Here is a 19423-nt window from a genome sequence, read left to right as displayed (position 1 = left end):
GCGCCAGCCGGCGGAGGCCGCGCTATCGGCAGCAGGGCTCAAGCCGTTCCGGCTGGCGCCGCGCGATAGCCTGGCGTCGATTTCGACCAATGCCGTAGGCTATGCCGCAGCGGCGGCCGCGATCCGCGATGCGGCGGCTGCAGTGCGCGTGATGCTGGCGACGGGACTGACCACGGCGGGGGCGCTGGGCGCTTCGCGCGATCCGTGGAAGGCGGTGGCCCATGTCGGCACTGAGCGCGAGGCGGGAATTGGCGCCTGGCTCTATTTCAACGCCAAGGGCTGGGACTGGCCCGACGCCACCCACATCCAGGATCCGCTCAGCCTGCGCATGATGAGCCAGGTGTTTGCCACCGGCTATGAAACGCTGGTGGCGGCGGGCAAGATCTTGTTGGCGGCAACGGGGCGCACCGATGACAATCCGGTGGTGGCGGGCGGGCAGGTGATCACCTCGGGCGGCTCGCTGCCGCTCGACGTCACGGTGTTCTTGCAGACCGCGCAATTGGGGCTGGCCCATATCGCGCGCAATTCGTTCAATCGCTGCGTGCTGCTGGGCAATGGCCAGCGGCGGGGCCTGCCGGTCAATCTGGTGCAGCCGGGCGCCATCGCTACGGGGTTCGGGCCGATCATCAAGCTGGCGGGCGAGCTGTTTGCGCGCGTGCTGACCATGACCAATCCGATCTCGGCCAATTCCATGGTGGTGGCCGGCGGGATTGAGGATGAAGCCACCTTCCTGCCGCTGGTCGTCGAGCGGCTGGAGCGGCAGGTGCTGGCTTTGCGGCGGTTGGCGGCGCTTGAGGCCATGCTGGCGGCGCAGGCCATGGATATTTCGAGCGACAATCCCGGCAATGTTCCGGGCATCATCTATTCGCTGGTGCGCCGGCATGCTGACACATATTGGCAGGACCGCCCGCTATCGGCCGAGGTCGAGGCTATCGAGCATGCATTGGCCTCCGACGAGTTGATGAACGAACTAATTTCTCACTCGGCGATTATGGAGTTGGACGAGTTTTTCGCGCTGGGGCCCATTACCTAGAATTTGCGGCCTCGCTCAATTCTACCAAGACGTTAGGTTAGGGACAGCCGGGCCGGACAGCCCGGAGAAAACGGAGAAACCAATGCGCCTCAAATCCACGCTTCTCAGCGCCGTCGCTGCGCTTGCCATTTCGGTGACTGCGGCCAATGCCCAGGTCGTCGTTTCCTCCAAGATCGACACCGAGGGCGGGGTGCTTGGCAACATCATCAAGCAGGTGCTTGAAGCCAACGACATTCCGGTCACCGACCGCATCCAGCTCGGCGGCACGCCCATCGTGCGCGAGGCGATCACCGCCGGCGAAATCGACATCTATCCCGAATATACCGGCAATGCGGCCTTCTTCTTCGACAAGGCCGATGATCCGCTCTGGAACAATGCCGAAAGCGCCTATGCCGAGGCGGCCAAGCTCGATTACGACGCCAACAAGATCGTCTGGCTGACGCCATCGCCCGCCAACAATACCTGGGCCGTGGCCCTGCGTGCCGACGTTGCCGATGCCAATAAACTGGTGACATTCAGCGAGTTCGGCGCCTGGGTCGCGGGCGGTGGCGAGGTCAAGCTGGCCGCATCGGCCGAGTTCGTGAACTCGCCGGCAGCTTTGCCCAAGTTCCAGGAAGTCTATGGTTTCACGCTGAAGCCCGACCAACTGGTGACGCTGTCGGGTGGCGATACGGCCGCGACCATTGCCGCCGCCGCCCAGCAGACCAATGGCGTCAATGCCGCCATGGTCTATGGCACGGATGGCGGCATTGCCCCATCGGGCCTCAAAGTGCTTGAGGACGACAAGGGCGTGCAGCCGGTTTACCAGCCCGCCCCGATCATCCGCGAGGCCGTGCTGACCGAATATCCGCAGATCGAAGAGCTGCTCAAGCCGGTATTTGCCGGGCTGACACTCGAAGTGCTGCAGGACCTCAATGGCCGTGTGCAGGTTGGCGGCGAGGCGGCTTCGGCTGTCGCGACGGATTACCTGACCAAGGGCGGTTTTCTGGATTGATGGCGCATGGGGTGGGGGCGCCGATACCCCCACCCAGTGAGCCGCGATCTGCCTCCCTCCCCCTTGAGGGGAGGGATCGAGGGTGGGGGTGCTGAACCCTCCAACGGCATCGAGCATGTTGGGACCGCAGCACCCCCACCCTAGCCCTCCCCTCAAGGGGGAGGGGATTGCATCGGGGCTCTCCGACTATCGCAAGCCTCTCCACATCGCAGAGTTGGAGCCAGCATGAGCATCGCCGAAACATCTTCGATAGCGAGCCGCCCCGTCTGGTTGGCGCTCGACAAGCTGGGTGTGCTGATCGCGTTGATCGCGGCGGCGGGGGCAGCTTTGCCGTTTGCCTTGTTCCGGGCCAATCGCATCGTGCTGGGCGAGCCGCGTTCGCTGCTCGACGCATTGCCGGCATTGCCGTCGGGTGTGCTGATCTGTGCTTTGTTGGCGGGCTTTGTTGTCGCGCTGCTGCGCTTTCCGACGCTGGTCAAATTGATCGCCGGGTTTGTCGTGCTTGGTGTGCTCGCCATGCTGATCGGCTGGTCGGGCAGCTATCTGACGCCGCCGGATAATACCTTTGCCCGGGTGTCGCCGGGGGCCGGGTTCTGGCTACTGGTGTTTGCCTTTGCGCTGATGGTGGCTGACGCACTGACGCGGCTGCGCTTCAGGCCATGGGTGCGGCTGACCATTCTGCTCGCAGTCGCTGTTGCCATTGGCGCGCTGCTGTGGAGCGGGGCGTGGAATGATCTTTCCATGCTCAAGGAATATGCCACCCGCGCGCCGGCTTTCTGGCAGGAGGCGCGCACGCATCTGGGGCTGGCCTTTGGCTCGGTGGCGATTGCGACGCTGGTCGGCGTTCCGGTCGGTATTCTTTGTTACAAGGTCAAGCCACTGCGCGCGGCAGTGCTCAATGTGCTCAATATTGTGCAGACCATTCCGTCCATTGCCCTGTTCGGCCTGCTGATCGCGCCGCTGGCCTGGGTCGCCGCTAATATTCCGGGCGCGTCGGCCATCGGGATTTCGGGCATTGGCGTGGCGCCGGCCATGGTGGCGCTGTTCGCCTATTCGCTGCTGCCTATCGTGTCCAACACGGTAGTGGGGCTGCAAAGCGTGTCGCCGGCCGCGGTCGATGCGGCCAAGGGCATGGGGATGACCGGCTCGCAACGCATGTTTGCGGTGGAATTGCCGCTGGCCTTTCCGGTGATCCTGACCGGCATTCGCATCGTGCTGGTGCAGAATATCGGTCTGGCCACCATTGCCGCGCTGATCGGCGGCGGTGGTTTCGGGGTCTTCGTGTTCCAGGGCATCGGGCAGACGGCAATGGACCTGGTGCTGCTGGGGGCAGTGCCGACGGTGGCGCTGGCTTTCGCCGCAGCGGTGGTGCTCGACGCCTTGGTGGAAATGACGTCTCGCGGAGGACGCAGCGCATGATCGAAATCGACGATATCACCAAGGTCTATGGCGAAACGGCGGTGGTCGATCAGGTCACCATGACCATCGACCCCCGCAGCATCTGCGTCATTGTGGGCACGTCTGGCTCGGGCAAGACCACGCTGATGCGGATGATCAATAAGCTCGTGACCCAGACCTCGGGGTCGATCCGCATCGATGGCGAGGATATCAGCACGGTGCCGGCCTATGAGCTGCGGCGGCGGATTGGCTATGCCATTCAGGGGCATGGGCTATTTCCGCACCGCACGGTGGGGCAGAATGTAGCGACCGTGCCCAAGCTGCTCGGCTGGGACAAAAAGAAGATTGCCGCGCGGGTCGATGAGCTACTGAGCCTTTTTCAACTCGATCCCGCCCAGTTCCGCGACCGGCTACCCAATGAGCTTTCGGGCGGGCAGCAACAGCGCGTGGGCGTGGCGCGGGCGCTGGCGGCCGAGCCCAATATTTTGTTGATGGACGAGCCCTATGGCGCGCTCGATCCGGTGATCCGCGCCAAGGCGCAGGAGGATTTGCTGGCCATTCAGCGCAAGTTTGGCACGACCATCGTGCTGGTGACGCACGACATGGAAGAGGCGATCCATCTGGGCGACAAGATCGCCGTGATGGACAAAGGCAAGCTGCTGCAGTTTGCCAAGCCCGCCGAAATCATCGCCAATCCGGCAACGCCCTTCGTGGCCGAATTGATCGGCACCAGCGAGCGGCCATTCCGGCTGCTGTCGCTGGCCAAGGTGGCCGATCATATCGAGGCAGGGGAAGCCGCAGGCGATCCAGTGGAGGCCGGTGCCTCGCTGCGCGATGCCTATGCCGAATTGCTATGGTCGGGCCGGCCCGCGCTGCCGGTGCGGCGCGATGGGCAGATTGTGGGGCAGGTGACACTGGCCCAATTGGCCAAGCTGGCAGCGCGACCGCAATGAAGACCGGGCTCGTCATCAGGTTCATTGCGCTGCTGGTGCTGGTCGTGTTCCTCGTCCGGCCCGAGACCTTTGCCGGGTTTTTCGGGTTGTTCACCAAGAACGGGCAGCCGGCGATTTACAATCAGGGCGGCCTGCTCGACCTGACGCTGAACCATCTGGCCATCGTGGCGACGGCGACATTGGCCGCGACCATCGTGGCGGTGGGGCTGGCAATCGTGGTGACACGGCCCTTCGGCGCGGAGTTTTTGCCGCTGTCGCGCTCGCTCGCCAATATCGGGCAGACCTTTCCCCCGGTTGCCGTGCTGGCGCTGGCTGTGCCCATGCTGGGCTTTGGCACGGCGCCGACGCTGGTGGCGCTGTTTCTCTACGGGCTGCTGCCGATTTTCGAGAACACGCTGACCGGGCTGACCAATCTTCCGCCGGCGGTGACCGACGCGGCCAAGGGCGTGGGCATGACCGGCTGGCAACGGCTGATCAAGGTCGAACTGCCGCTGGCGTTGCCGGTGATCCTGGCGGGGATACGGCTGTCGACGGTGATTTCGCTGGCGACCGCGACCATTGGTTCGACCGTAGCGGCAAGGACGCTGGGCGAGGTGATCATTGCAGGGCTCTTGTCCAACAATACCGCGTTCGTGCTGCAGGGCGGGCTGATCGTGGGCGTACTGGCGGTATTGATCTACGACGCGCTCTCGGCGCTGGAGCGGATGCTGATGGCGCGGACCGGCCAATTGGGGAGGGCGGCGGCGTGAGCTTTTGGCCTCAACCAATCACCACGTTTTTTTTGAAGGCGTAGCAAAAAAATGTCCGATTTCGATCTCGTTCTGTCCGGCACTGTCGTGCTGCCATCTACCATTATCGAGAACGGCTATGTGGCCGTGCGCGATGGCAAAATCGTGCATGTAGGGGAGGGCGTGGCGCCGGCGGCGCATGAGCGGCATGAGCTGGGCAGGGCGCTGATCCTGCCGGGGGCGATCGATGCGCAGACCCATTCGCTCAGCCAGAAGGATCAGGAAGATTTTATCTGGTCGACGCGCTCGGCGGCGGCGGGCGGGGTGACCACGATTGTCGACATGCCCTATGACGAGGGCAATCTGGTCAGCTCCGCCGAGGCGGTGCGCCAGAAGGTGGCGCATGCCGAACCACAGGCCCGGGTGGACTTTGCGCTATATGGCACGATCAAGCCGGAAGAGGGCGCCAGCCGGATTCTGGAACAGGTCGAGGCGGGTGTCGCCGCGTTCAAGTTTTCGACTTTTGGCACTGACCCGGTGCGGTTTCCACGCATTCCGCCGGCGCTGCTGGAGGAGTGCTTTGACGCCATTACTCCCACTGGCCTGACGGCGGGCGTGCATAATGAGGATGACGAGGCGGTGCGCGCGGCCATCGCCAAGGTCAAGGCGCTGGGCATTACCGATTATCGCGCGCATGGGTTGAGCCGGCCGCCGCTGACTGAATTGCTGGCTGGCCTGCAGATTTATGAGACGGGAGCACAGACCGGGTGCCCGGCGCATGTCGTGCATTGCTCCTTGGGGCGGGGCTATGAGATTGCGCGCAGTTATCGCGATCAGGGGTTCGATGCCACCATTGAATGCTGCATTCATTACCTGACGCTTGACGAAGAACATGACGTTGCCCGGCTGGGTGGCAAGGCCAAGATCAATCCGCCGATCCGCTCGCGGGCGGAGGTCGAAAAGCTCTGGGAGCATGTGCGGGCGGGCAATGTCACGCTGGTTTCGACCGATCATGTGAGCTGGTCGGAAAACCGCAAGACCAATCCCGACATGCTGGCCAATGCTTCGGGCGTGCCTGGGCTCGAAGTGATGGTGCCGCTATTCGTCAAGGGCGCGCTGGAGCGCGATATTTCGCTGACCTGGGCGGCGCGGCTGATGGCGGAGAACCCGGCGCGGCATTTCCGGCTAGGGAGCAAAGGCGCGCTGACTGTGGGAAAGGATGCCGATATCGCGGTGCTGTTTGAGCGGCCCAAGATTTATGACGCGGCGGAGAGTGGGCACAATGTAGCGGGCTGGTCGCCGTATAACGGGATCGAGCTGCCGTGGACGGTGGGGCTGACCTATCTGCGCGGGCGACAGGTGTTTGATGGGGTGACGGTCGCCGAGCCGGGCGTAGGGCGGTTTGTGCGACCGGAGGTGGCCACGTGATCCCCAATTCCCCCATCCGCGCCGATCGCATTGCCACCGATATCGATGCCCTTGCGGCCATCACCGAGCCGGATCGGCCTTGGACGCGGCGGGCGTTTACGCCGATGTTTCTGGAGGGAAGGGCCTGGCTGGAACATGCCATGCAGCAGGCCGGCGCGGTCAGCCAGATCGATGCGGCGGGCAATCTCATCGGTGTCGTGCCGGGCAGAAATCCGGCGCTGGGCAGTATCATGATCGGCAGCCATTCCGACACGGTGCCTGATGGCGGGCGGTTCGATGGCATTGCTGGAGTGGTGGTGGCGCTTGAAGTGGCGCGGGCGCTGCGGGACCAGGGCGTGGTGCTCGATCATACGTTGGAAGTGGTGGATTTTCTGGCTGAGGAAGTCTCGATTTTTGGCGTGTCCTGCATTGGTAGCCGGGGCATGAGCGGTACGCGACCGCCTGAGTGGCTGGCGCGCACGCATGATGGGGTGACGCTGGAACGGGCCATCACCAAGGTGGGCGGGGTGCCCCACGCCGTGGCGCAGCGCGACGATATCAAGGCGTTTCTGGAACTGCATATCGAGCAGGGGCCGGTGTTGCAGAACGAGCAGCTTGATGTGGGCGTAGTGACGGCGATTGCCGGGATTACGCGGATCGAGATTGTCGTAGAGGGCAGGGCGGACCATGCCGGGACGACGCCGATGTCCGCCCGCAAGGATGCGCTGACCACGGCGGCCTGGATTGCGCTGGGGGTCGAGGAACTGGCCAAGGCGCTGTCAGCGGGCGATACCCATTTTGCTGCGACCGTGGGCGAATTCGAGATGACGCCCAATGCGGCCAATGTGGTGCCGGCGCGGGTTCGTATGCTGATCGACGCGCGGGCGGAACTGCGCGACGACATGGAGCGGTTCATTGATGAACTGGAACGCGGTGTTGCGGCGATAGCGGAAAAAACCGGCGTCAGCGTGCAGGCGCCGCGCATCGTTTCGGACAATCAGCCGACGCCTTGCGATCCTGATCTGCTTGCCGTGCTGGATGCTGCCTGCGACAGCGCGGGCGCGCGGCATCGGCGGATGGCGTCGGGGGCGGGGCATGACACGGCATGGATGGCGCGGATCACCAAGGCGGCGATGATCTTTGTCCCCTGCTTGGATGGCCGCAGCCATTCCCCGGATGAATTTGCGACGACGGACGATATCGCGCTGGGCGCCCAGGTTTTGCTGGATGCCGTGGTCGCGCTCGACAAGCAATTGCAGGAGACAGAATAATGGGCCGGATTCTGACTGAGAAAGACGTCGAGGCGGCTGTCAAAGGCGGCTCCGTCTATGCCGCCGGCGGTGGCGGCTGGGCCGATCATGGACGCATGCTGGGCTATGCGGCGGTGAGCGTCGGCAAGCCCGAACTGGTGAGCATTCACGAGTTGGACGCCAATGACTGGGTGGCGACGGCGGCGGCTATCGGCGCGCCGGCTTCGACCACGCCCTGGGAAATGCAGGGGGTGGATTACATCAAGGCGGTGTCCATGCTGCAGGACGCGCTGGGGGAAAAGCTCAGCGGGTTGATGATCGGGCAGAATGGCAAATCCTCGACGCTCAATGGCTGGCTGCCTTCGGCCATTCTGGGCACCAAGGTGGTCGACGCGGTGGGCGATGTGCGGGCGCATCCGACCGGGGATATGGGCAGTATCGGGCTGGCGGGATCGCCTGAGCCGATGATCCAGACGGCGGTGGGCGGCAATCGCAGCGAGAACCGCTATATCGAATTGGTGGTCAAGGGTGCGACGGCAAAAGTATCGCCGATTTTGCGCACGGCCTCGGACATGTCGGGCGGATTTATCGCTTCGTGCCGCAATCCGGTGCGGGCCAGCTATGTGAGGAAACACGCGGCCCTGGGGGGCATTTCGCTGGCGCTGAAACTGGGCGAGGCAATCATTGCGGCCGAGGGCAAGGGCGGCACGGCGGTGATCGACGCCATCGCCAAGACCACGGGCGGAACTATTCTGGTCGAGGGCAAGATCATCAAAAAGGCGGTGCTTTACACCAAGGAGGCCTTCGATATCGGCGCGGTGACGCTGTCGGATGGCTCGGTGCTGCATGTGATGAACGAATATATGGCGGTGGATGGGCGCGACGGCGCGCGCATCGCTACTTTCCCCGATGTGATCACGACGCTCTCCCCCGAGGGCGAACCGCTGAGCGTGGGGCAATTGCAGGAGGGCATGCAGATTTTCGTGCTGCATGTGCCCAAGAAGGTCATTCCGCTCAGCTCGTCAGTGCTCGATCCGACGGTTTATCCATCGGTCGAAAAGGCCATGGGGATCGAATTGGCGCGCTACGCGCTGGACGGGGCCAAGGGGTGAGCCATGGCACGCGACCCGGGGCTTGAAGAATTGGTGCGCGAGGATCTGGGCGACCAGCGGGGGCTGAGCGAGAAGCCGATGTTTGGTGGGCTGGTCTGGCTGCTCGATGGCCACATGCTTTGTGGCGCTCGCGACGTGGGGCTGATGGTGCGGCTGGGCAAGGACAATGATGCATGGGCCCTAGAACTGGACGACGTCGCGCCGATGATCATGTCTGGCCGGCAGATGAGCGGCTGGGTGCGGGCGGGGCTCGATACCTGCGCCGATGACGACTTGCGGCGGCAGCTGCTCGAGGCGGCAGTGGCGTTTGTGCGGACACTGCCGCCGAAATTGTAACTCTCCCAAGCTCGCCCAAGACCTCATGGTGAGCTTGTCGAACCACGAGGTCGCCTGCCGAGGTGCCACGACCTCGTCCTTCGACAGGCTCAGGATGAGGTCTACTGGAAACGCAGCCATGCCCACACCCAATCCCCGCCACCCCAACTTCCCCATTCCCGGCGGCCCTGAATTGCGCGCCAAAGGGTGGCGGCAGGAGGCGTTGCTGCGGCTGCTCGAGAATGTGTTGAGCGTGGGGGAGAACCCCGATGAGTTGATCGTTTATGCCGCGCTCGGCAAGGCGGCGCGCAATTGGGCGAGCCATAAGGCGATTGTCGAAACTCTGCTGAAAATGGATGAGGATCAGACGCTGATCATCCAGTCGGGCAAGCCGATTGGGTTGCTGAAAACCCACGCCAAAGCGCCGCTGGTGATCATGGCCAATTGCAACATTGTGGGGCAATGGGCCAAGGCTGAGGTGTTCTATGAGCTGGAAAAGAAGGGGCTGATCTGCTGGGGCGGACTGACGGCGGGGGCCTGGCAATATATTGGCAGCCAGGGCGTCATCCAGGGCACCTATGAGATTTTCATGCGCATTGCCGAGAACCGGTTTGGCGGCGATCTGGCCGGACGGTTCATTCTGACGGCGGGGCTGGGCGGCATGGGCGGGGCGCAGCCCCTGGCCGGGCGCATGGCGGGGGCCGCCATTCTCTGTGTGGACATCGATGCTGAACGCGCAAAAAAGCGGAAGGAAATCGGCTATCTCGAAGAGATTGCGCCGGACCTGGATACGGCGCTGGCGATGATCGACAAGGCGGTGGCGGAGAAGCGAGCGACCTCGATTGGGCTGGTCGGCAATGCGGCCGAGATTTACCCGGAGATCGCGCGGCGGGGCATCGTGCCCGATATCGTGACGGATCAGACCTCGGCGCATGACCTAGTCTATGGCTATGTGCCTAAGGGGATGTCGCTGGAGGAGGTCAAGCGCCTGCGGGTCGAGGGGCCGGGGCAACTGATGGCGGCGAGCCGGGCTTCGATTGTCGATCATGTGCGGGCCATGCTGGCGTTTCAGGCGGCCGGCAGCGAAGTGTTCGACAATGGCAATCTGATCCGCACCCATGCCAAGGCGGGCGGGGTGGAAAATGCCTTCGATATCAAGATTTTCACCGAGGCCTATCTGCGGCCGCTGTTCGCGCGGGCCATCGGGCCATTCCGCTGGATGGCGCTGTCGGGCGACCCCGAGGACATTCGGAAGATCGACGACAAGCTGCTCGAAATGTTCCCCGACAACAGAATCGTGACCAATTGGATCGCGCTGGCGCGCCAGCATGTGCCGTTCGAGGGGTTGCCGGCGCGCATTGCCTGGCTGGGCCATGGCGAGCGGACGGCGCTGGCGCGGGCGGTCAATGCCATGGTAGCCGATGGCACGCTGGCCGGGCCGGTAGCGTTCAGCCGCGATCATCTGGATGCGGGGGCGATGGCGCATCCCAATATCATGACCGAGCGGATGAAGGATGGCTCGGACGCTATCGCCGATTGGCCGCTGCTGGATGCGATGCTGTTGTGTTCGTCCATGGCCGATCTGGTCGTGGTGCATTCGGGTGGCGGGGGCTATGCGGGATACATGACTTCGGCGGGGGTGACCGTGGTGGCCGATGGCACGCCGGGCGGCGATGAGCGACTGGAGCATGCGCTGACCAATGACACTGCGCTGGGTGTGATGCGCTATGCCGATGCGGGGTACGAGGAGAGCTTTGCCGAGATTGCGGCCAAGGGGATTGGGCATATTGCGGTGGGTAGATGAGGGCCAGCTTGAGGGCGAAAGCGATCTCGGTTTGCGAAGACAAGATCGCCAAGAAGGGGCCGGGCGTTGGCCTCTCGTTCTATGCATTTTTTGCCAATCGGAACGATGATCCGCAACTGCTGATGGAGGCCGCCGAGTGGTGGATCAAAACCCACGCTCTGGATCACTTCGAGAAAGCCGTGAAGATTCGGGAGATGATCAAGGCAGGGCTTTGAGGGTTAGCTCCGATGACATCGTGGTGGGGAGGGCGCGGGGTCCATTATTGCCAAAGCCACCGCGCCTTCCTCGGGCTTGACCCGAGGATCGCTCGCCACAAGTGCCGTGTTGGGAGTGGCCCTCGGGTCAGGCCCGAGGGAGATGCGGTGGGTGGTGAGAGGATGTGCTCAAGCCGGGGCTTTTTGGGCCCAGGTTGCGATTTCGGTGGCGGCCTCGGTTGGAGAGAGGCCAGTTACGTCGAGACGTAGCAGGTTGGCTTCGTCGGTACCTGCCAGGGGCTGAGCGCCTGCATGGTTTCGGCGTGCCATGTCCGCGTCTTGTGGCTTCCTCTTCGCACCACGGCCCGGTGCCTCGATACGGCGGATGTTTTCGTCCAGATCGCAGTGAACGTGAACAACGAGCAGTGGTGGCCGCTCATGGCCAAGCCGCACGATCCGCTGCCATTCTGCGTCGCCCCAGTCGCTACTGCCGGCGAGGACTGTCGTGAGCACAACGGGAACTTCGGCCGGCAACGCTCGGATCAGGTCATGCGCGATCGCTTCGATCTTTTCAATCGTCTCCATGAATTCCGGCGATTTGAACTCTGTTAAGGCGAAGGCGATGTTGTAGACACTGTGAATGTCGAGCAGGCGGCCGGAAATCATCGATGTGAGTTCCCGGCCGATAGTGAGTTTTCCGACGCCCGGATAACCGTTCAGGACGATGATCATGGCGTGATCTGCCTCACACCTCGTTCCGCCAGCTGAACTGCGGTGAATAGCCCAACAGGCGTTTGGCCTTCTCGATGCTCAGCAATGTGCTGTTGGTGGCGATATTGCCCTTTTGCTCCACATTGGGGAACACTTCGGCCAGGAGCGACATGTTGGAGCGGCTCATGACAGTGTCGGCATTGGCGATGATGAAGGCTTCAAAGCCGGTGAAATCGGCCTGGATGGAGCGGCGGACGGCCTGGGCGCCGTCGCGGGCGTCGATATAGCCCCATAGATTCCATTTGCGGCTGCGCGGATCGGCGTCGAATTTGGGGAAGGCCTTGTAGTCTTCCGGATACATGACGTTGGAGAAGCGCAGGCCGACCATGCGCAGCGACGGGTCCCAGCGGCAATATTGGGCGGCCATGGTTTCGTCGAGCAGCTTGCCCAGTGAATAGGCGCTTTCCGGGCGCGGGAAATAGTCTTCATCGACCGGGGCATAGGGCGGGGGTGTGTCGAAGGGCAGGCCCAGCACGGTTTCGCTGGAGGCAAACACCACATTCTTGATGTCGGCCAGGCGGCAGGCCTCGAACACATTGTAGCTGGTGGTGACGTTGTTGGCGAAGGTGCGGGCATTGGCGGCCAGGCCCGGCGCGGGAATGGCGGCCAGATGCACCACGGCGTCGAACGGCCCCTTGCGCTCGTCCACCCCGCCCAGAATGGCGGCGGCGACTTCGCCGAAATTGGTGAGGTCGATCCGAACCATCGGGCAGATTGGCTCGGACAGCGCCTGCTGGTCGATATTGAGCACCTCATAGCCATGCGCCACCAGATCGCGCAGCACGGCGCGACCCAATTTGCCGCTGCCGCCGGTTACCAGAACCTTGGTCATTGATTGCTCTCCTATTTTGTTGCGCCAAGTCTGGCACGCCGCGCCAGCGCCGCCAAGATGAACACTTTCTGAATGGCTGACTCAGGCGCGGTTCAAAGCGATGGCGGCATAGTCCTCGATAACAAGCAATTCTGTCGAGGGACGACGCAGATGAACAAGAATCAGGAAAAGGTTTTGGTCGCCGCGCTCTGTGGCCTGGTGATCACCGCCGCGGGCGCTTTCGCCGTGCAGCCCGCCATGGCTGCCGGCTATCAGGTCGACCAATTGGCCAAGGTGAGCGGCGTCGCTCATTGGGACCAGCTCAATGTGCGCAAATGGCCGGCTTCCTATTCCCAGCAGGTTGGCGCCTTCGAGCCCGGCAGCCATGTCTGGGTCGAGCGCTGTATAAAGGCCAAGGCCGGCGCCGATTGGTGTCTGGTCGATTCCCAGGACACGCGCGGCTGGGTGAATTCGAAATTCCTCACCGTGGTCCACGACTGGGACATCTGATTTCCCAAAGTTTTCGTGCCTGCCTCCTACCCATGCCATGTTGACTTTTCCGGTCCTGCGCTGTTCGTGAAGACAGCCTGGACCGGAGTTTTTTGTGATGGACGCCAATCCCATTCTTGCCGAGACCGTACGTGGCAACTGGGTCGAAAACCGGTTCCGCGGCGCCTATGCAGTGGTCGATGCCAGTGGCAAAATCATCGCCTCGGCGGGCGATATCGAGCGGGCGATCTTTCCGCGCTCGGCCATCAAATCCATGCAGGCACTGCCGATTTTTGCGCGCCATGCCGAGGAAAAGTTCCACCACACCAGTGAAGAACTGGCGCTGGCCTGTGCCTCGCACCATGGCGAGGATGATCATGTGGCGACGGCCAGCGGGCTGTTGAGCCGGCTGGGGCTTTCGGTCGCCGATCTGGAATGTGGGGCACATGCGCCGACCAATCCTGCGGCGCGCGATGCCTTGCGGGCAGCGGGGGCGGACCCGAGTGCGCTGCACAATAATTGCTCGGGCAAGCATTCGGGCATGCTGAGCGTGGCTTTGGCCATGGGCGTGCCGACCGCGGGCTATGTCGGGCGCGGGCATGCGGTGCAAAAGGCGGTGCGGGCGGCTGTCGAGGCGGTGATCGGAGAGGAGCTGACCGAAGATAAATGTGGCACGGATGGCTGTTCCATCCCCACTTTCGCGGCACCGCTACGGGCTTTTGCCTATGGCTTTGCGCGCATGGCGACGGGCGAGGGACTATCGCCGGAACTTGGCTTGGCGGCGCGGCGGCTGTTTGATGCAGCGACGGCGCATCCGCATCTGGTAGCGGGAACGGGGCATGCCGATACGCTGATCATGGCGGCGTTCAACGGCCGCGTGATGCAGAAGATCGGCGCCGAAGGCGTGCAATGCGGCGCCATCCGCGACAAGGGCTGGGGCTATGCCATCAAATGCGACGATGGCAATCCGGCAGCGTCGCAGGCCATGCTGGCGGGGCTGCTGTTGAAATTTGCCGAGCCGGATGCGGGGCAGAAGGCGGTGCTAGAGAAGTTTGCCGGGCAGGTGATCAAAAGCGTGCGCGGGGCAGATGTCGGAGTGCTGCGGACGCTGGTCGCTTAACTCTGCGGCGTGTTCCCCACTGTCACGCTGCCGACGGTAACATTGGCAAAGCGATTGGCATTGGTGATGAGGTCGGGTTCGACGATGTCGCGCCAAGCCATGCCGACAACGGCGTGGTCGCGGGCGTTGGAAATGAGATTGTTGGCGATGTGGACCGGGCCGGCGCCGTCGACCACGCTGACGGCGATGCCGATATTGGCGGTGGAAACCACATTGCCCGAAATCATCACATTGCGCAGGAAGGGGCCGTAGCCGGCGGAAATGGCGACGCCGGGCACGTTCTGGACGGTGTTGCCGGTGACGGCAGCGTCGGCCTGGGCCGCGATGCCATAGGGGCGGGTGTCGGGATTGACCAGTGAAAGCGGGGTGATGTTGCGCACGATATTGCCGCTGCACACGGCGAGCTGGCCGCCGCTATCCAGATTGGTCATGGAAATGCCGCCGGCGGCGCCATCCACGATATTGTTGGCGATGACCGAGCCGGAGAATCCGAACTCGGAGAAGATGGCGACCTCGCCGGAGCGCAGGCACATATTGCCCGAGACCTGGCTATTATTGGTAGCGTTGAGGCGAATGGCGGAGAAGGCGCAATCGGCGATGTGGTTATCGGCCACGATCACCTCGTCGGCCCGGAACACATTGATGCCATTGCCGTTCTGGCCATTGCCGCCGCCGCGCCAATCGACCTTGGCGATGCGGTTGCCGGTGATGATGGAGCCATCGGCGCCAGAGGCGCTGCGCCAGATGCGGATGCCGGCATTGCCGCAGTCGCTGATGGAATTGCCGGTAATCAGCAGGCCGCGGCTGTCCATGGCGTGAATGGCGGCGTCGGCATGGCGGGCGAAATTGCAATTGGTGACGGTGACGCCCGAATCGGTGATGCGCAACGCGCTGGCGGGGCTGTTCGCAAAGCTGCAACGCTCGAGGGTGATGGCATGGCTGCCGGTAATGTCGAGCAGGGCGTCGCCGTCGATCGTGCCGGTATTGCGGGCATCAAAGCCGATATCGCGCAGCACGAGGTTCGATACATTGCGCGCCTGGGCAATGCGGCCGCCATTCCAGGTTGTGAGCTGGGTGGCGCCGGGCACGCCCTCAATGCTCAGCTGGCCGGGCAATTGTAGATCGCGCACAAAAATCGCACCGGCGGGCAGGAGCAACGTGGCGCCCTGGGCGGCTGCGGCATCGAGCGCGGCCTGCATGGCCTTGCTCTGGTCATCGGGCAGGGCGGCAATGACGCCGAAATTCTCGGCATTGAGCGGGGCCGCGGCGTGGGCGGCGGTGACCGCAAGGCTGGCCATGCCAATGCCGGCCAGCGCCTGACGACGGTTGAGCAATGAAATCCCGGCCATGCGCTATCCCCCCACTTGATGGGGTCAAAGTACAGGAGGGCGGCCGACGGGGCGAAGCGTTTCCCAAGTTATGATTATCAGCCTTTGGCTTGTCCGCGTGCGCGGCGGGCGGCTATAAGGCTTGGGAACATGAAGGGGATGCGACATGCTGCTCGACGACAAGATTTATCTCGGCCAAAGCACGCATCCCGAATATCTGGCGCTCAAATACGGCAACCGGCATGGCCTGGTGACCGGCGCAACCGGCACCGGCAAGACGGTGACACTGCAGGTGATGGCCGAGGGGTTTTCGGCAGCGGGCGTTCCGGTGTTTGCCGCTGACATCAAGGGCGATCTATCCGGCGTCGGCAAAATGGGCAAGGCGCAGGGCTGGCAGACCGAGCGGGCCGCGGCTATCGGCTTCACCGATTACAAGGACGATGTGTTCCCGGTGATCTTCTGGGACCTGTTCGGCCGACAGGGTCATCCGATTCGTGCCACCATTTCGGAGATGGGCGCGCTGCTGCTCAGCCGCATGCTGGAACTGAACGATACGCAGGAAGGCGTGCTCAACATCGCCTTCAAGGTGGCCGATGATGAAGGGCTGCTGCTGCTCGACCTGAAGGATTTGCGCGCGTTGCTGGTCGACCTGCAAGAGCGGGCCAAGGAAATCTCGACCCGCTATGGCAATGTTTCGACGGCCTCCATTGGCTCGATCCAGCGCGCTTTGCTGGTGCTGGAACAGCAGGGGGCAGAGAATTTCTTCGGCGAACGGGCGCTCGATATCCAGGACCTGATGCGGACCGACCGCGATGGCAAGGGCTTCATTTCGATCCTGGCGGCGGACGAGCTGATGCGGGCGCCGCGCCTTTACGCCACCTTCCTGTTGTGGATGCTGAGCGAACTGTTCGAGGCGCTGCCGGAAGTTGGCGATCCGGCCAAGCCCAAGCTGGTGTTCTTTTTCGACGAAGCGCATCTGCTGTTCGACGATGCCCCCAAGGTGCTGGTCGACAAGGTCGAGCAGGTGGTGCGGCTGGTGCGCTCCAAGGGCGTTGGCGTCTATTTCGTGACGCAGAATCCGGTCGACATTCCCGAGACCGTGCTGGCGCAATTGTCCAACCGCGTACAGCACGCGCTGCGCGCCTATACGCCGCGCGAGCAGAAGGCGGTGCGCGTGGCGGCCGACACGTTCCGGCCCAATCCCGATTTTTCGACGGCCGAAGTGATCACCCAATTGGGTATTGGCGAGGCGCTGGTGTCGCTGCTGGAAGACAAGGGCGTGCCCTCCATGGTGGGGCGCACACTGATCCGGCCGCCTTCGGCGCAGGTCGGGCCGTTGCTGCCCGAGGAGCGTCGCGCCATCATCGCCAATTCGCCGGTAGCCGGGCTGTACGACACCGTGATCGACCGCGACTCGGCATTTGAGGTGCTGGCGCGCAAAGCACAGGAAAAGCAGCAGGCCGAGGAACAGCAGCGGGTGCAGGACGAGCGGGCCAAGGTGGAACGCACCTACCAGGAGCCCAAGGCGACGCGTGCCTCGAGCCGGCAATCGCCGGCCGAAGCGGCGATGAATTCGCTGGCGCGCACGGTGGCCAATCGACTGGGGAACGCGCTGGTGCGCGGCATTCTCGGCGGCCTCAAGCGCGGCCGTTGATTATGAACGATATTGCTGCCGCCGCGCCGGTTCTGGCGGTCTTCGCCTCGGACAAGGGGCCGGGCGACGCTGAACGCGCCAGCCTGATGAGCCAGACGGGCACCTATTTCGCCCGGCGCGGGGCGAGCATCATTTGCCTGGTTGAAAAGGGCGTCATCCCGGTGCCGCTGATCACGGCGGCCCGCGCTGCGGGTGGCACAGTGCAGTTAATTGCTGACGCCAGCATCGTCTTGCCCTCGGCCTTGGCCGGGGTGGCGATGGAGGTGATCGCTGAACCTGCGGAGCGTATTGGCCGGGTGGCACAATTGGCGGATGCGCTGGTGGCGTTGCCGGGATCGCTGGCCTCGGTGTCAAACCTGTTCGGCGTGTGGACGGCGGCGCGGGCGCTGGGGCGGAATTGCCCGGTGGTCATGCTCAACCGGCACAAGGCCTATGAGGTGATGCGCGGCTACGCCGCCGATGTGCTGTCACCGGGCCTGCCTGGGCATGACCGGGTGGTGCAGTTTGCCGATTCAGTCGAGGATTTGTGGAGCCGGGTGAGCCGGTTGGTGGAGCGGTAGGGGCGCTCATCCGCCCTTCGTTCAACCCCGCACCTCCTGAGGGCGAGGTCGTAGCACTCAAGCCTCCACTCACTCGACCTCGTGGTTCGACTGGCTCACCATGACCTCTTGGGGGAGTTCGTGCTAGTTCAGCCCTCAAGTCCCGGATGCTGGGGTTTGCGGCGGTCGGGGAAGAGGGGAATAACGTTGTCGGTGGAGCGGCGGGTTGGTACCGGACGTGGCACGACGGTGGCAATGCGGTTGCGGCGGTCGGGGCCGCGATAGCCGCCCAGGATCCCCACGACGCTGCGATTGCGCAGGCGTGACTGGACGCGCTGCAACAGGTGGCGCGGCGACATCGGTTTGATGATGACTTCGTCAATGCCGGCGCTGATGGCCTGATGGCGCATGGGCGGGGTAATGGTGCGGGTCAGCGCGATGACCGGCACGTCGCGGGAAACCAGGGCCGTGTTGAGGCGGATAGCCTCGACCATTTCATAGGCCGGGCGGCCTTCGCGGTCGAAATCGCAGACCAGAATATCGACGGGCGCCAGATGCATATAGGCGAGCAGGGCCGCTTCATTATCAAACTGGCGGACTTTGAGGCGCGTGTCGCCGGCGACCACCATGCTCAACAGTGAGGAGAGCGCGGTATTCGCAGCGATGATGGCAACGACTTTTACCGGCTCAGTCACGCAGTAAACCCCAAAGTTAACAATCCGTTAACATGCGGCAACGTGGAGCGGTAGGGGCCGGTTCCAAAATGGGATAATTCGTAGGGGGAAATCCACAGGCATGAAAAAGCCCGCCGGCGCGGTGCGCGGCGGGCTTTTGCCTTGAAGAGGCTTACTTGGCTTCTTCGAACATCAGTTCGACATGTTCCCAATTGACCAGATTGTCGAACCAGGCCTCGAGATATTTCGGGCGGGCATTGCGGTAATCGATGTAATAGGAGTGCTCCCACACATCCACGCCCAGCAGCGGATGGCCGCCATGGACCAGCGGGCTTTCCCCATTCGGGGTCTTGGTGACTTCGAGCTTGCCGTTCTTGAGCGCGAGCCAGGCCCAGCCGGAGCCGAACTGGGTGGTGCCGGCGGCGATGAAATCGGCACGGAACTTGTCAAAGCCGCCCAGGTCGGAATCGATTGCCGCCTGCAGCTTGCCCGGCAGCTTGTTGCCACCGCCATTGGGCTTCATCCAGTTCCAGAAATGCACGTGGTTGTAATGCTGGCCGGCATTGTTGAAGAGGCCGGCATTCTTGCCATAGGCCTCCTTGACGATGTCCTCGAGCGGCAGGATTTCGAGACCCGAGCCCTCAAGCAGCTTTTCGCCATTGGTGACATAGGCCTGGTGGTGCTTGTCGTGGTGGAACTCAAGCGTTTCGGCCGACATGTAGGGGCCCAGTGCATCATAGGCATAGGGCAGGGACGGCAGAGTAAACTTGGTGGACATGAAGGCCTCCGTTTTCTTTTGGGGATTAGACGCTGAGGTAGGTTCGAGGAATGTATAAGCCGATTATGACG

Annotated in this window: 20 protein-coding genes; 15 read left to right on the top strand and 5 right to left on the bottom strand. The window is 63.1% G+C overall.

Annotated elements, in window-relative coordinates; genetic code table 11:
• From ACI3KW_RS21665 to ACI3KW_RS21615, 11 genes are all read left to right on the top strand, one after another.
• The coding region (locus tag ACI3KW_RS21665; RefSeq protein ID WP_404849808.1) for an aromatic amino acid lyase at nt 1–1033 on the top strand (1033 nt) is incomplete at its 5' end.
• Between the two features lie 82 nt (nt 1034–1115).
• Nucleotides 1116–2027, top strand: coding sequence for an ABC transporter substrate-binding protein (locus ACI3KW_RS21660; RefSeq protein WP_404849807.1), 912 nt, complete (start codon nt 1116–1118; stop codon nt 2025–2027).
• Between the two features lie 225 nt (nt 2028–2252).
• Nucleotides 2253–3446 (top strand): ABC transporter permease subunit, encoded by a 1194-nt coding sequence (locus tag ACI3KW_RS21655; RefSeq protein ID WP_404849806.1) that lies wholly within the window; start codon nt 2253–2255, stop codon nt 3444–3446.
• Complete coding sequence (locus ACI3KW_RS21650; protein WP_404849805.1) at nt 3443–4378, top strand: ABC transporter ATP-binding protein; 936 nt, start codon at nt 3443–3445, stop codon at nt 4376–4378. Before ACI3KW_RS21655 ends, ACI3KW_RS21650 begins: the two co-directional genes overlap by 4 nt.
• Complete coding sequence (locus tag ACI3KW_RS21645; protein WP_404849804.1) at nt 4375–5127, top strand: ABC transporter permease; 753 nt, start codon at nt 4375–4377, stop codon at nt 5125–5127. Before ACI3KW_RS21650 ends, ACI3KW_RS21645 begins: the two co-directional genes overlap by 4 nt.
• A gap of 51 nt (nt 5128–5178) precedes the next feature.
• Entirely contained in the window at nt 5179–6534 is a 1356-nt protein-coding gene (locus ACI3KW_RS21640) for a dihydroorotase (protein ID WP_404849803.1), read from the top strand.
• Nucleotides 6531–7784, top strand: a complete 1254-nt coding sequence (locus tag ACI3KW_RS21635; RefSeq protein ID WP_404849802.1) for a Zn-dependent hydrolase — start codon at nt 6531–6533, stop codon at nt 7782–7784. Before ACI3KW_RS21640 ends, ACI3KW_RS21635 begins: the two co-directional genes overlap by 4 nt.
• The gene (locus ACI3KW_RS21630; RefSeq protein WP_404849801.1) at nt 7784–8875 is read left to right on the top strand and encodes a DUF917 domain-containing protein; all 1092 of its coding nucleotides are present in this window, start codon (nt 7784–7786) and stop codon (nt 8873–8875) included. The genes ACI3KW_RS21635 and ACI3KW_RS21630 overlap by 1 nt, the downstream gene beginning before the upstream one ends.
• A gap of 3 nt (nt 8876–8878) precedes the next feature.
• A complete protein-coding gene (locus ACI3KW_RS21625) occupies nt 8879–9211 on the top strand; it encodes a TfoX/Sxy family protein (RefSeq protein WP_404849800.1) in 333 nt (110 codons plus the stop codon).
• A 118-nt stretch (nt 9212–9329) separates the two neighbouring features.
• Nucleotides 9330–10994: a urocanate hydratase gene (locus ACI3KW_RS21620; protein ID WP_404849799.1), complete on the top strand. Its 1665-nt coding sequence runs from the start codon at nt 9330–9332 to the stop codon at nt 10992–10994.
• On the top strand, nt 10991–11209 hold the full coding sequence (locus ACI3KW_RS21615) for a DUF6500 family protein (protein ID WP_262168977.1): 219 nt from the start codon (nt 10991–10993) through the stop codon (nt 11207–11209). The genes ACI3KW_RS21620 and ACI3KW_RS21615 overlap by 4 nt, the downstream gene beginning before the upstream one ends.
• Before the next feature lie 168 nt (nt 11210–11377).
• Here the strand turns inward: ACI3KW_RS21615 and ACI3KW_RS21610 are convergent, their stop codons facing one another.
• Both ACI3KW_RS21610 and ACI3KW_RS21605 read right to left on the bottom strand, forming a co-directional pair.
• Complete coding sequence (locus ACI3KW_RS21610) at nt 11378–11920, bottom strand: AAA family ATPase (protein ID WP_404849798.1); 543 nt, start codon at nt 11918–11920, stop codon at nt 11378–11380.
• Nucleotides 11921–11933: 13 nt separating this feature from the next.
• Nucleotides 11934–12791: an NAD-dependent epimerase/dehydratase family protein gene (locus ACI3KW_RS21605; RefSeq protein ID WP_404849797.1), complete on the bottom strand. Its 858-nt coding sequence runs from the start codon at nt 12789–12791 to the stop codon at nt 11934–11936.
• Between the two features lie 150 nt (nt 12792–12941).
• Between ACI3KW_RS21605 and ACI3KW_RS21600 the strand changes: the two genes are divergently transcribed.
• The gene (locus ACI3KW_RS21600) at nt 12942–13280 is read left to right on the top strand and encodes an SH3 domain-containing protein (protein WP_113122722.1); all 339 of its coding nucleotides are present in this window, start codon (nt 12942–12944) and stop codon (nt 13278–13280) included.
• Between the two features lie 97 nt (nt 13281–13377).
• Entirely contained in the window at nt 13378–14379 is a 1002-nt protein-coding gene (locus ACI3KW_RS21595; RefSeq protein ID WP_404849796.1) for an asparaginase, read from the top strand.
• Here the strand turns inward: ACI3KW_RS21595 and ACI3KW_RS21590 are convergent.
• Nucleotides 14376–15728 carry a TIGR03808 family TAT-translocated repetitive protein gene (locus ACI3KW_RS21590; RefSeq protein ID WP_404849795.1) on the bottom strand — a complete coding sequence of 451 codons (1353 nt, stop codon included), beginning with the start codon at nt 15726–15728 and terminating at the stop codon, nt 14376–14378. The genes ACI3KW_RS21595 and ACI3KW_RS21590 overlap by 4 nt on opposite strands.
• Before the next feature lie 145 nt (nt 15729–15873).
• On the opposite strand from ACI3KW_RS21590, the gene ACI3KW_RS21585 reads away from it, so the two are divergent.
• Complete coding sequence (locus ACI3KW_RS21585) at nt 15874–17361, top strand: helicase HerA-like domain-containing protein (RefSeq protein WP_404849794.1); 1488 nt, start codon at nt 15874–15876, stop codon at nt 17359–17361.
• Nucleotides 17362–17363: 2 nt separating this feature from the next.
• Nucleotides 17364–17921 (top strand): hypothetical protein, encoded by a 558-nt coding sequence (locus tag ACI3KW_RS21580; protein ID WP_404849793.1) that lies wholly within the window; start codon nt 17364–17366, stop codon nt 17919–17921.
• 128 nt (nt 17922–18049) lie between these two features.
• Here ACI3KW_RS21580 and ACI3KW_RS21575 read toward each other — a convergent pair whose 3' ends face one another.
• Together ACI3KW_RS21575 and ACI3KW_RS21570 are read right to left on the bottom strand one after the other, a co-directional pair.
• On the bottom strand, nt 18050–18595 hold the full coding sequence (locus tag ACI3KW_RS21575; RefSeq protein ID WP_262168964.1) for a two-component system response regulator: 546 nt from the start codon (nt 18593–18595) through the stop codon (nt 18050–18052).
• 151 nt (nt 18596–18746) lie between these two features.
• Complete coding sequence (locus ACI3KW_RS21570) at nt 18747–19352, bottom strand: superoxide dismutase (protein ID WP_113122716.1); 606 nt, start codon at nt 19350–19352, stop codon at nt 18747–18749.
• Nucleotides 19353–19423 lie beyond the last annotated feature (71 nt).

Origin of the sequence: Devosia sp. ZW T5_3 (genome assembly GCF_044987315.1) — a bacterium.
In the GTDB taxonomy this organism is placed as follows: domain Bacteria; phylum Pseudomonadota; class Alphaproteobacteria; order Rhizobiales; family Devosiaceae; genus Devosia.
Note: the sequence above shows the minus strand (reverse complement) of the source record. Positions and strands in the feature narration are given on the sequence as shown.

Excerpts from the sequence above, each read along its gene's own strand:
- ACI3KW_RS21610 (WP_404849798.1), bottom strand. The coding sequence starts at position 11,920 with ATGATCATCGTCCTGAACGGTTATCCGGGCGTCGGAAAACTCACTATC.
- ACI3KW_RS21645 (WP_404849804.1), top strand. The coding sequence starts at position 4,375 with ATGAAGACCGGGCTCGTCATCAGGTTCATTGCGCTGCTGGTGCTGGTC.
- ACI3KW_RS21660 (WP_404849807.1), top strand. The coding sequence starts at position 1,116 with ATGCGCCTCAAATCCACGCTTCTCAGCGCCGTCGCTGCGCTTGCCATT.
- ACI3KW_RS21615 (WP_262168977.1), top strand. The coding sequence starts at position 10,991 with ATGAGGGCCAGCTTGAGGGCGAAAGCGATCTCGGTTTGCGAAGACAAG.
- ACI3KW_RS21580 (WP_404849793.1), top strand. The coding sequence starts at position 17,364 with ATGAACGATATTGCTGCCGCCGCGCCGGTTCTGGCGGTCTTCGCCTCG.
- ACI3KW_RS21585 (WP_404849794.1), top strand. The coding sequence starts at position 15,874 with ATGCTGCTCGACGACAAGATTTATCTCGGCCAAAGCACGCATCCCGAA.
- ACI3KW_RS21570 (WP_113122716.1), bottom strand. The coding sequence starts at position 19,352 with ATGTCCACCAAGTTTACTCTGCCGTCCCTGCCCTATGCCTATGATGCA.
- ACI3KW_RS21600 (WP_113122722.1), top strand. The coding sequence starts at position 12,942 with ATGAACAAGAATCAGGAAAAGGTTTTGGTCGCCGCGCTCTGTGGCCTG.
- ACI3KW_RS21640 (WP_404849803.1), top strand. The coding sequence starts at position 5,179 with ATGTCCGATTTCGATCTCGTTCTGTCCGGCACTGTCGTGCTGCCATCT.
- ACI3KW_RS21590 (WP_404849795.1), bottom strand. The coding sequence starts at position 15,728 with ATGGCCGGGATTTCATTGCTCAACCGTCGTCAGGCGCTGGCCGGCATT.
- ACI3KW_RS21620 (WP_404849799.1), top strand. The coding sequence starts at position 9,330 with ATGCCCACACCCAATCCCCGCCACCCCAACTTCCCCATTCCCGGCGGC.
- ACI3KW_RS21650 (WP_404849805.1), top strand. The coding sequence starts at position 3,443 with ATGATCGAAATCGACGATATCACCAAGGTCTATGGCGAAACGGCGGTG.
- ACI3KW_RS21625 (WP_404849800.1), top strand. The coding sequence starts at position 8,879 with ATGGCACGCGACCCGGGGCTTGAAGAATTGGTGCGCGAGGATCTGGGC.
- ACI3KW_RS21595 (WP_404849796.1), top strand. The coding sequence starts at position 13,378 with ATGGACGCCAATCCCATTCTTGCCGAGACCGTACGTGGCAACTGGGTC.
- ACI3KW_RS21605 (WP_404849797.1), bottom strand. The coding sequence starts at position 12,791 with ATGACCAAGGTTCTGGTAACCGGCGGCAGCGGCAAATTGGGTCGCGCC.
- ACI3KW_RS21630 (WP_404849801.1), top strand. The coding sequence starts at position 7,784 with ATGGGCCGGATTCTGACTGAGAAAGACGTCGAGGCGGCTGTCAAAGGC.
- ACI3KW_RS21655 (WP_404849806.1), top strand. The coding sequence starts at position 2,253 with ATGAGCATCGCCGAAACATCTTCGATAGCGAGCCGCCCCGTCTGGTTG.